The organism is Pseudomonas sp. 39004 (assembly GCF_028682155.1).
Taxonomy (GTDB): domain Bacteria; phylum Pseudomonadota; class Gammaproteobacteria; order Pseudomonadales; family Pseudomonadaceae; genus Aquipseudomonas; species Aquipseudomonas capeferrum.
This window is the reverse complement of record NZ_JANIAG010000177.1, coordinates 1-11,458: the sequence shown is the minus strand read 5'-3', so window position 1 is coordinate 11,458 and position 11,458 is coordinate 1. Positions and strand designations below refer to the sequence as shown.

The 11,458-nt window shown below is 65.8% G+C and carries 5 protein-coding genes; 1 reads left to right on the top strand and 4 read right to left on the bottom strand.

The genetic code is table 11. The features are described from left to right. The 4 genes from NP534_RS22625 to NP534_RS22610 form a co-directional block, all read right to left on the bottom strand. Positions 1–2,068, bottom strand: a 2,068-nt coding sequence (locus NP534_RS22625; protein WP_274100172.1) for a TonB-dependent siderophore receptor, incomplete at its 3' end; no start/stop codon positions are given. Positions 2,069–2,241: 173 nt separating this feature from the next. Next, the gene (locus NP534_RS22620) at positions 2,242–3,132 is read right to left on the bottom strand and encodes a universal stress protein (protein WP_033697693.1); all 891 of its coding nucleotides are present in this window, start codon (positions 3,130–3,132) and stop codon (positions 2,242–2,244) included. A gap of 55 nt (positions 3,133–3,187) precedes the next feature. Continuing rightward, complete coding sequence (locus NP534_RS22615; RefSeq protein ID WP_274100171.1) at positions 3,188–4,636, bottom strand: efflux transporter outer membrane subunit; 1,449 nt, start codon at positions 4,634–4,636, stop codon at positions 3,188–3,190. Between the two features lie 17 nt (positions 4,637–4,653). Further along, positions 4,654–5,436: a helix-turn-helix transcriptional regulator gene (locus NP534_RS22610; RefSeq protein ID WP_274100170.1), complete on the bottom strand. Its 783-nt coding sequence runs from the start codon at positions 5,434–5,436 to the stop codon at positions 4,654–4,656. Positions 5,437–5,851: 415 nt separating this feature from the next. On the opposite strand from NP534_RS22610, the gene NP534_RS22605 reads away from it, so the two are divergent. Beyond that, on the top strand, positions 5,852–11,458 hold a 5,607-nt coding region (locus NP534_RS22605; protein ID WP_274100169.1), incomplete at its 3' end, for a non-ribosomal peptide synthetase.

Genomic DNA, 11,458 nt, shown 5'->3' with positions numbered 1-11,458 from the left:
TATTGAACGCCCCTTCGTCATACCCCTTGTTGAAGACGTTCTTCATATCCAGGTTCAGCCGCACGTGTTCATTGACCTTGTAGAAGCTGAGCAGGTCGACCACGCTGTAGCGTTCCATGGTGTAGGTCGTCGCGGCTGTCTGGCCGGCGCGATCATCCACGTACTTGACCCCCACCCCAAGCCCCAGGCCTTTGGCCAGGCCATCCTGGAACTCGTAGGTGTTCAGCAGGCTGAAGCTGTTACGCGGGATGTTGGCCAGGCGGGTGCCGGTCGGCACGGTGGTGTCCTTGGTCACTTCGGCATCGACATAGGCGTAGCCACCCATCACCCGCCACGCGGGGGTGATATTGCCAGCGATGTTGATGTCCAGGCCGCGGCTGCGCACCTCGCCCGTTGCGATGCTGTAAATACCCAAGGGGTCGTTGGGGTCGCGTGCCAGCACGTTTTCCTTGACGATGTGGTACACCGCCGCATCAATGCTCAGCTGGCGATCGAGCGCTTCCCACTTCACGCCCAGCTCGTAGGATTTGCCCTTCTCGGGATCGAAGCCCCCGCTGCCAGCGGGCGTGCCGCTGTTGGGCTTGAATGAGCGCGCCGTGTTGGCATAGACCGCCACGGTGTCGGTCAGGTCGTAGATCAGGCCAAAGCGCGGGGTCACGCCATTCTCGCCCTTGCTGAAGTCGCGGGTGTTGGCCAGCTTGTCGTCGTAGTCGTGCTCGAAGCGTTCGAAACGCACGCCGGCCAAGGCCTTGAGGCGCTCGGTCAGGGCCACCTGGTCCTGGATGAAGAACGCCCAGGTCTGCAGGTTTTCCTTGTCCCACGTTGTGGTACGCGTCAGCGCGGGCCTTGGCTGGCCGAGCACCGGGTTGTAGATATCGATCGGATAGGCCGCCGAGGAGCGCTGGATGATCGAGTTGTAGTCGTAGTTCTCGTACTCGATGCCAGTCAGCAGCGTGTGGCTGAAACCACCGGTATCGAAGTGGCCGGTGAGGTTCAGTTGCCAGTCACGGTCGGTCCATTCCAGCTTGCGGTAGTTGAAGTTGCGCTGCAGGGTGCGCCCGTCAGCGGGCGCGCCATTGGCTTCAACCGCGTTGCCCTTGAGCGAGCCATCGAGAAACTGGAAACCGCCAGCCAGCGTCCAGTTGTCATTGAGCAGGTGCTCGAAGCGCACCTGGGCCATGTTGTTGTCGTTGTGCAGCAAATTGTCGCTGCCTTTCTCCCAGATGTAGGTGTCACGCGAGGCGCTGCCGGTCTGGGTGGCATAGCGGGTCAGGCCACGGTCGAGCGGGTGGTTGTTGCGCATGAAGTCGCCTTCGAAGACGATCCGGGTGCTGTCGTTGACCTGCCAGCTGAGCACGGGCGCCACGTCGTAGCGCTCGCTCTCCACATCATCGCGAAAGCTTTCGCCGCCTTCACCGAGCACGTTAAGCCGGTAGGCCAGCGTGCCTTCGTCATTTAGCGCGCCGGTGGCGTCGAGGGTGGCGCGGTGCATGCCCTGGTCGTCGATCTGGCTGCCCAGGGTGACCTTGCGTTCAGCCTGCGGTTGCTTGCTGACCACGTTGAAGGTGCCACCGGGGTCGCCGCGGCCGTACAGGCTGGTGGCCGGGCCGCGGATCACTTCCAGGCGCTCGACGGTGTTGGCGTCGGGGGCATTGGGGTAGCCACGGTTGATCGGGAAGCCATTGCGGTAGAACTCGCCCGTGGTAAAGCCGCGTACCGTGAAGGTGGTCAGGCCCTGGCCACCGAAGTTGTTGGCGCGGCCTACACCGCCGGCGTAGTCCAGGCCATCCTGCAGCCGCGTGGCGCCGGTGTCTTCGAGCACGTCCTTGGGTACCACGCTGACCGACTGCGGGGTCTCGTGCAGGGCGGTGTCGGTGCGCGTGGCGCTTGCCGAACGGCTTGCCTTGTAGCCAACGACCGGGCCATCGGCACGTTCGCTGTCGGCGGTACCGGTGATGCTCAAAGCCTGGAGTTCGATCTGGGCGGAGTCGCTGAGCGAGTCGGGCTCAGCCCAGGCCAGCGGGGACACAGCATGAAGCACACAAAGCGAAACGAACGTGCGACGCATCGACGGTACGATCCTGGAGTAGGGCGCTAGGGGAAGGGGTACAAAGCGGCGCGAAATTACTACGAATCATTATCAAATGCATTCTTTTTAAATGGAGCGCCCGTGCCAGTTCACCTCTCGCCGCCCCGGCAAGGCCGCTCCTACGCCGCGCAACCTGCAGGTAACGAAAACCCTCAGGCCCCCGCCTTGATCGCCAGCACATTGCACAACGGATGCTCCAGCACATGCGCCGTGGTGCCGCCCAGGAAGGTCTGCATGGCGTCATGCCGATGGCTGCCCATGACGATCACATCGACCCGGCTATGGCTGATGAACTGGGCAATCGCACGAATCGCCGGCCCCTCCACAAAATGCCTGCGCTCCAATGGCACCTGGTGATGGTCACCCAGGCGGTTGAACGACGCCCGTTGCGCGGTGCGCACACTGCCATCGAACCCGGGCATGGTGACTGTGCCGGCGCCGAAGTCGGCGATATGGGTCTTGGCTGCGTCGCACACATGCAGCAGGTGCAGCTCGGCGTTGCACTGCAAGGCCAGGGCATGGGCGCTGTGAATCACCTGCTCGTCCAGGTGCTCGCCTGCGCCATGGCTGTTGAGGTCTACTGCGGCGGCGATCTGCCGGGGCAGGGGCAGGCGGATGTCGCTGACCAGGTGCACGGCGACTGGGCTGTCCTTGAGCAACTGCCAGTCCAGTGGGGTTACCAGCAAACGCTTGAGCACCGGTTCGTGCTGCACATCCTTGACCAGCAAGTCGCAGCCCAAGCGCTCGATGCGCTCGATCACACTGGCCAACGGGTCGCGGGTCAGCAGCAACTCGGTGGACACATCCAGGCCGGCATCGGCCAGTTGCTCGGCTTCATCGGCCAGCCATTGGCGGTTGTCGCTGAGCAGCCGTTCACGTTCCCGGCCGTCGCTCATCAAACCGAACGTGTCGACATCGTCGACGAATACGTTGATATCGAGTAATGCACCGCTGGACTCGGCCAAGGCCGCCGCGCGTTGCAGCGCGGGCGTGTGGCGCATCTGCGGGCCGAGCATGACGAACAAACGTTTGAACTGGCTCATCTCACACCTCCGCGTGTGGAAGCCCCCCGGTTCATGCCTGGTGATCTGGCCCTGTTCAGTTTAGACCCACGAACGCGCTGCCGGGCGCCCCATCGCGAGCGTGAGGGTCGGCAGCCTCCTGCCAGCCCCCACCCAACGCCGCATACAGGTTCACCTCCGCCACCAGCTGCGCCAAGCGGTCATTGATCAGCCCCTGCTGGGCACTGAACAACGACCGCTGCGCATCGAGAAACGTCAGGCTGCTGTCCACGCCAATGCGGTAACGGTGCTCGGCCAGGTCGTAGTAGCGCTGGTTCGACGCCACCAAGTCGCGCTGGGCCTGCAACTGCCGCTGGTAGGTGGCGCGCGCGGCCAAACCGTCCGCCACTTCCTGGAAGGCGCCCTGGATCGCCTTCTGGTACTGCGCCACCTGAATCTCCTTCTGCAGCCGGGCGTAGTCCAGGCTGGCTCGCAGGCTGCCGGCGGTGAAGATCGGCAGGTTGATCTGCGGCTGGAACAGCCAGGTCCCCGAGCCTGAATCGAACAGCCCGCTGAGCGCAGGGCTGGTGCTGCCGGCATTGGCAGTCAGGCTGATACTGGGGAAAAACGCCGCACGTGCTGCGCCAATGTCGGCATTGGCCGCGCGCAGCTGGTACTCGGCCTGGACAATGTCCGGGCGGCGTTGCAGCAGGTCGGAGGGCAGGCCGGCTTGCAAGCCGGCGATCTGTTCGTTGGCCAGGGGCAGGGCGCGGAGGTCGTCGGCCACAGGGGCACCCACCAGTAGCGTCAGTTGGTTGAGGTCCTGGGCCACCTGGCGTTTGTAACGGGCCACGGCCGCGCGCGTGCTGTCGACGCTGGTGCGCGCCTGGATCTGGTCCAGGGCCGAAACGGTACCCGCGCGGCGCTGGTTGACGGTCAGGCGCAGGCTGCGTTCGTCCGCCACCAGGGTGTCGTTGGCCAGGGCCAGCAGCTCCTGGTCGGCACGCCAGGTCAGGTACACGCTGGCGACGCTGGCCACCAGGCTCAACTGGGTGCTGCGCCGGGCCTGGTCGCTGGCCAGGTAGGTCAGCAGCGCCTGGTCACTGAGGCTGCGCAGGCGGCCGAACAGGTCGAGCTCGTAGGCGCTCACGCCCAAGGTTGCCGCATAGGTGGAGCTGATCATGCCCTGTTCGGTGCCGGTCATGCGCCGCGGCAGGTACTGGCGCTGCCCCTGGCCATCGGCCGAGACCTTGGGCAACAGCTCGGCGCGCTGAATGCGGTACTGGGCGCGGTAGGCCTCGACGTTCAGCGCTGCACTGCGCAGGTCGCGGTTATTGGCCAACGCGTTGTCGATCAATTGGCGCAATACCGGGTCCTGGAACACTTGGCGCCAGTCATCGATGGCCGGGTGCGCCTGCACATCACCTTGATAGGCAGGCCCTTGTGGGTAGTGCGCGGCCACCGCTGCGCCCGGGCGCTGGTAGTCAGGGGCCAGCGAACAGCCGCACAACAGCGCAGCGCACAGGATAAGGCTAGATCGGGGCATCGGTGTGTCTCGCAGAGTCAGGCGCCGGCCATCCATTTGGTCAGGCCATGGCGGCCACTGACCCCCAGCTTGGCGGTGGCGCGCTTGAGGTAGGTTTCGATCGAGCTGTTTTTCACGTTCAGCCGCTGCGCCATTTCCGGCACCGTGCCGCCGGTCAGCAGGCCCAGACAAACCTCCTGTTCCCGGGTCGACAGCCTCACGGCTTCCTGCACCAGGCGCTCGCCAAACGAATGGCGCAACGAGCCCGCTGGCAAATCGGCCAGCGGCGAGCCGGTATGCCGTGCCCCCCCTTGGCGCAGCAACTGGCCGTGGTGCTCGACCAACGGCAGCAAGGTGTCAGACAGGCTTTTCAATTGCGACAGTTCACCCAGCGAAAAGCCACGCTGGCTGGGCAAGCGATGAAAGCAGATGACCCAGCGCCGCACACCGCTGCACGACACCAGGTTGCACTGGTGGGCACTTTGGCTGGGCTGGCCTGCGTCTTGTGGGGCCTTGAATTCGATCAGCAGCGGGTCCTTCATCTGCATGATGCTCTGCAGCAGGGGGTAGCGCAGGGTGTTGACGGTGGGCCGTTCAGGGGCAGGGCCGGCGCTGCCCAGTACATTGATGCGGCTGACACTGGCCTGCCGGGGGGCAAGGGTCCATTCACTGAGGTCGAGCCTGTGGACCGGCACCTGGGCATCGACCAGATGCAACATCTGTTCGGCGAAGCGCTCGGCGCCGGTACTGGCGATCAGTTCGCCCAGTTGCAGATACAACTGCGGGTCGGGGCGGTGTTCGAGGCTGTCGGTCAGCTTCATATCATTGTCTTCCTTGATTCCAAGCGTTACGGCGGGTGGTCTCGCGGTCGAGTCCTCGGGGGGGTAGGTGGGAGTGGCGGTATTCAAGCCCGGCCGGGGTGCTGCGTCTGTAGTGGAAAACAGGGACACAAAGTGCCACCGATTGCGGATCAGGTGGGCAGGGGCTCTGACGGTGTGGGTAGTGGCTAATGAGGGCTTGGCCAGCCAATTGACGCCAGAAGCGTGGCGATCCAGGCCTTTTCTCCGCCGATAAATCCGGGTGTAGGTAATGCCGGGTAGAGGCTGTGGCAAATCTCCTACATGTTTTTCAGCAGGCTTCTACACGCCCAGCGCATGTCCGGGTTTCAGGGGCCATACAGGCTGAAGGCGGGGTGCTTGAATCCGCCGATGATCAATCAGAAGGACCTGCCGACTCATGCCTGCCGCCGAAACCTTTGCCCTGACCGTTGCCCAGCGCGACATCTGGTTGGACCAGATCAGCCACGGCGACTCGCCGCTGTACAACATCGGCGCCTATGTCGAAATGAATGGCGGGGTGGATGCCGCGCGGCTGCGCCAGGCACTGGCGCACCTGGTTGCCCAGCATGACGGCCTGCGCACGGTGCTGGTGACACAGGGGGGCATGGCGCGGCAGTACTTTGCCCCCACCCTGGAGGTGGAACTGGTGCGGCACGATGTGCGCGATGCAGAGGCGCCGTGGGCGGCCGCCCAGGCCCTGCTGCAAGCCCGGATGCAGACGCCCTATCGCCTGGATGCCAGCCCGCTTTGGGGCACCACACTGATTCGCCTGGGCGAGCAGCGCTACCTGTTTGCCGTGCAGGCCCACCACCTGGTCCTCGACGGCTGGGGGGTGGACCAGTGGTTCAAGCAGATCGCCGAATACTACAACCTGCTCGAACAGGGGCTGCCCCTGCCGAGCGGCGCACCGTCCTATCGGTCGTTCATCGACGACGATGCCCAGTACCAGGGTTCGCCACGCCATGACCGCGACCGCGATTATTGGCTGGCTAAATACCTGCAATTGCCGGACGCCTTGCTGGCGCCGCGCGAGCGTAACGCGGTACACCTTTCGCCGCCCAGCGCCGTGCTCGAGCAGCCATTCGATACCCGTTTGCTGGCACGTATGCGGGCGCTGGGCAGCACGCTGCAGGCCTCGCCGTTTCATGTACTGCTGGCCGCCCTGCATGTGTGCAGCGCACGCACCTGGCAGCGTGACGAGTGGGTGGTCGGTTTGCCGGTGCGCAACCGCGGCAACGCCCAGTTCAAGTCGACCCTGGGGCTGTTTACCCAAGTCAGCGCGTTGCGCATGGACTTTGGCCGCGAGCGCACCTTCGCGGCGCTGGTGCAGGGGATTCGCGACGCGCTCAAGCAGGACTTCCGCCACCAGCGTTTCGCCCTCAGCGAACTCAACCGCAGCCTCGGCGCATTGCGTGAAGAGCGGCCGCAGCTGTTCGAACTGATGGTGTCGTTCGAAGAGGATGGCAACGACCTGCGTTTCGGTGATGTGCCTGGCCACACCGTGATGGTCTGCAATGGCCATGAACCCACCCCGTTGAGCATTCACCTGCGCTGCAACAGCCAACGTGACAGCGCTTGCCTGCACCTGGTGCACAACCGCGCCTGGTTCAGCGAACAGGATGCTACGGCGCTGGCCGAGCGCCTGCTGCACGTCCTCGAGCAAGGCCTGCAACAACCCGAGCAAAGTATCGCGTCCTTTGACCTGCTGACCGCCAGCGAGCACGCCCGCCTGCGGCAGTGGAATGCCACGGCGCAACGAGGGCCCGACAATGGCGAGGCGTTGATCCATCGTCGTATCGCGGCCCAGGCCAAGGCCACACCGCATGCCTTGGCAGTGCTTCAGGATGGCCAGAGCCTGAGCTACGGCGAACTCGACCGCCGCGCCGACGCGCTGGCCCAGCACCTGGCGAGCCTGGGTGCCAAGCCTGACCGGCGCGTGGCGGTGGTCGCCCAACGCGGCCTGGACACCCTGGTCGGCCTGTTGGCCGTGCTCAAGGCCGGTGCCGCCTACGTGCCGATCGACCCGGCCCACCCGCAGGAACGCCTGGCCTACCTGCTGGAAGACAGCGAGCCAGACGTCGTGTTGACCCAGTCATGGCTACGTGATCGCCTTCCCGCGCATGGTCTGGCGCAGATCGAGCTGGATCGCTGGGACTGGAACGCGCCGCCCGCCGCCCTGGCCCGGCCTGCGCAGCCGCTGCCCAGCGATCTGGCTTACGTCATCTATACCTCCGGCTCCACAGGGCAGCCTAAAGGCGTGATGGTCGAACACCACATGCTGGCCAACCTGATCGACTGGCACTGCAGTGCGTTCGAGCTGGGCCCAGGCCGCCATCAGTCGAGCCTGGCCGGCTTCGGCTTCGACGCCATGGCCTGGGAGGTGTGGCCGGCCCTGTGCAGCGGCGCGACCCTGCACCTGGCACCCGTGCGTGACGGTGCCGAGGACATCGATGCCTTGCTCCGCTGGTGGCGCGCCCAGCCGCTGGATGTCAGCTTCTTGCCCACGCCGGTGGCCGAGCATGCCTTCGCCCAAGGTGAGCTACACCCCACCTTGCAGACCTTGCTGATTGGCGGCGACCGCCTGCGGCGCATGGCCCGCGAGCGGCACTACCGGGTCATCAACAACTACGGCCCCACCGAAGCCACGGTGGTGGCGACCTCGGGCGAGGTGACGGCAGGTGGCCCGCTGCATATCGGCGGGCCGGTGGCCAACACGCAGCTGTATGTGCTCGACGAGCAGCGCCGCCTGTTGCCCATCGGCGCCCCGGGCGAGCTGTATGTGGGCGGCAAGGGGGTTGCCCGGGGTTACCTCAAGCGGCCGCAGATGAGCGCCGAGCGCTTTCTCGACGACCCGTTCAGCACGCTGCCAGGGGCGCGGATGTACCGCACCGGCGACCTCGTGCGCTGGCTGCCCGACGGCACCCTGGAATACCTCGGGCGCAACGACGACCAGGTGAAAATCCGCGGTGTCCGGGTTGAGCTGGCCGAAATCGAGGCCGCCCTGGCCAGCCATGCGGCGGTACGCGAGTGCGTGGTGATGCTGCGCGACGGCCAACTGCAAGCGTGGTACATCGGTCAGTTGGCGGTAACGCCAAGGGCACTGCATGAACACCTGCGCGAACGCCTGCCGGCGGCTTTGCTGCCGGTGGCCTATGTCAACCTGGCGGTCTGGCCGCTGACCGCCAATGGCAAGCTCGACCGTCGCGGCTTGCCGACTGCGGACGAAGCCGCCAAGGTGCGCCGCGAACACGAAGCGCCCCTCGGTGAAGTCGAGCAACGCCTGGCCGTGCTTTGGGCTGAATTGCTGCAGGTCGAGCGGGTAGGGCGCCAGGATCACTTTTTCGAGCTGGGCGGCCACTCGCTGCTGGCCGTGCAACTGATCGAGCGAATGCGTCAGCAAGGCCTGCAAGCCGATGTGCAGGTGCTGTTCGGCCAATCGACCCTGGCCAGCCTCGCGGCGTCCGTGGTGGTCGGGGAGGCCGCTCGCATACCGGCCAACCGGGTAGCGCCGCAGTGCCAGCGCATCACGCCTGACATGCTCACGCTCAGCGTGCTGACGCAAACCGCCATCGACCGCATCGTCGCCTCGGTACCGGGCGGTGCTGGCAACGTGCAGGAAATCTATCCGCTGGCCCCCCTGCAACAGGGCCTGCTGTACCACCATGTCACCGATGTACGCGACCCTTACCAGCAGCAGGCGTTGTTCGCCTTTGCCAGCGCCCAGCAGTTGCAGGCCTTCGGCGAGGCGTTGCAGCAGGTGATCGACCGGCATGACATCCTGCGTACCAGCCTGGCCTGGGAGGGGCTCGAACAGCCCCAACAGGTGGTCTGGCGCCAGGCGCGCCTGCCGGTCGACAACTGGCTGACGACAGCGCCCGACGGCAACATCGCCGGGCAACTGCGCAGCCACTACGACCCCCAGCATCGGCCCTTGGACTTGCGCCAGGCACCGATGATGGCGCTGGCCTGCACCGAGGATGCCCAGCACGGGCGCTGGCTGGGTTTGCTGCGCTTCCACCACCTGGTCAATGATGCCGTCTCGCTGCAGGTGCTGTTGGGCGAGCTCGAAGCCTTCATGGCCGGGCGTGGCGAACAGCTGCCGGCGCCTGTGCCCTATCGCGAGTATGTGGCGCTGAGTGCGGCTGCCGAGCGCCAGGCACGGCACGAGGCGTTCTTCCGCGAGCAACTGGCCGGCATCGAGCCGCCTGCGCCCATTGCCGGGCTCGGCGGCGAGCCGGTGGATGCGTTTGATCTGCACAGCCATAGCCAGGCCGTCGAAGCGCCGCTGGCGGGGTTGTTGCGTACCCAGGCCCGGCATCAGGGGGCGAGCCTCGCCAGCTTGCTGCACCTGGCCTGGGCCCAGGTGCTAGGGACCCTCGGCGGGCGTGATGAAGTCACCCTTGGCACAGTGCTGCTGGGCCGCAGCATGGCGGGCAAAGGCGCTGATCGTGCCTTGGGCATGTTCATCAACAGTTTGCCGTTGCGGGTGCAGCTGGAGCATCGTTCGGTCGAACAGGCGCTGGGCGAGACCCACGCGGGCCTGGCCGCATTGCTCGGCCACGAGGACGCACCGCTGATTCTCGCTCAGCGGTGCAGCGGCCTGCCGGCGGGCACCGCGCTGTTCGACAGCCTGATCAACTACCGCCAAGGGGCCGTGTTGCACGGGCAGGTGCTGCCGGGTGTGGAACTGGTCGAGGCCAGTGAAGTCCTGAGCCATGGCCTGGTGCTGACGGTCGACGACCACGCCGACGGGCTGCAGCTTGCCGTCCGTGCGCCGCGAGCGATTGGTGCGCAGCGGGTACTGAACTACTTGCTGGCGACCTTGCGCCAGCTGGGCAGCGCCCTTGCCGAACGCCGCAGCGTGAGCCTGACGGCGTTGTGCGCGGTGCCTGAGGGTGAACTGCACCGCTTGCTGCATGGTTTCAACGCCACGCAAGACCTGCAAAGCCCGGTCACGCAGACCTTGCCTGCGCTGTTCCAGGCCCAGGTGCGGCGTACGCCCCAGGCCATCGCGCTGCAGACCGACGACAGTTTCCTCGATTACCAGACCCTCAACGCCCAGGCCAACCGCCTGGCCCACCACCTGATCGGCCTGGGCGTGCGCCCCGATGCGCGGGTGGCGGTGTGCGTCGAGCGCGGCACCGCGCTCATGGTGGCGTTGCTCGGCGTGCTCAAGGCGGGCGGTGCCTACGTGCCACTGGACCCTGGCTACCCAGCCGAGCGCCTGCGCTTCATGCTTGATGACAGTACCCCGACGGTGGTGCTGGTACACGGCGCTACCCAGGGCCTGTTCGACCAACTGCCAGGCCCTGTGCTCGACCTCGACCGTGGCGACTGGCACGCCTGCCCGGCAACTGACCCGCAGGTAGCTGGCCTGGGCCCGACGCAGCTGGCCTATGTGATGTACACCTCGGGCTCAACCGGCACCCCGAAGGGGGTGATGATCGAGCACCGTGGCCTGTGCAACCTGATGCACTGGGGTTCGCAAATCTGCCCGCCACGCCCGGGCGATGCCTTGCTGCAGCGGGCGCCGTTCAGTTTCGACGGTTCGGTCTGGGAGCTGTTCTGGCCGCTGACCGCCGGCCTGCGCCTGGTCCTGGCACGCCCTGACGGGCATCGTGACCCTGCGTACCTGGTGCAACGGGTCCAGGCCAGCCAGGTGACCACGATCAAGTTCGTGCCGGCGTTGCTGCATCAGTTTCTTGAAGAACCCGGTGTCGAGGGTTGCACCAGCCTGACGGACATCTTCTGCGGCGGCGGTGAACTGACACTGGCGTTGCTGCAGCGTGTGCGCGAGCGCCTGCCCAAGGTGCGCCTGCACAACGTCTATGGCCCCACGGAAGCCACGGTAGACAGCACCGCCTGGACCTTGCAGCCCCATGAGCCACTGCCGCTGCTGGCGCCGCCGATTGGTCGGCCGATCGCCAATACCCGCCTGTATGTGCTCGATGCGCATGACCGGCCGGTGCCGCTGGGGGCGGTGGGCCAGTTGCACATTGGCGGT

Bases quoted from the DNA above. Each gene is read 5' to 3' on its own strand.
- NP534_RS22620 (WP_033697693.1), bottom strand. From the start codon at position 3,132: ATGAGCCAGTTCAAACGTTTGTTCGTCATGCTCGGCCCGCAGATGCGC.
- NP534_RS22615 (WP_274100171.1), bottom strand. From the start codon at position 4,636: ATGCCCCGATCTAGCCTTATCCTGTGCGCTGCGCTGTTGTGCGGCTGT.
- NP534_RS22610 (WP_274100170.1), bottom strand. From the start codon at position 5,436: ATGAAGCTGACCGACAGCCTCGAACACCGCCCCGACCCGCAGTTGTAT.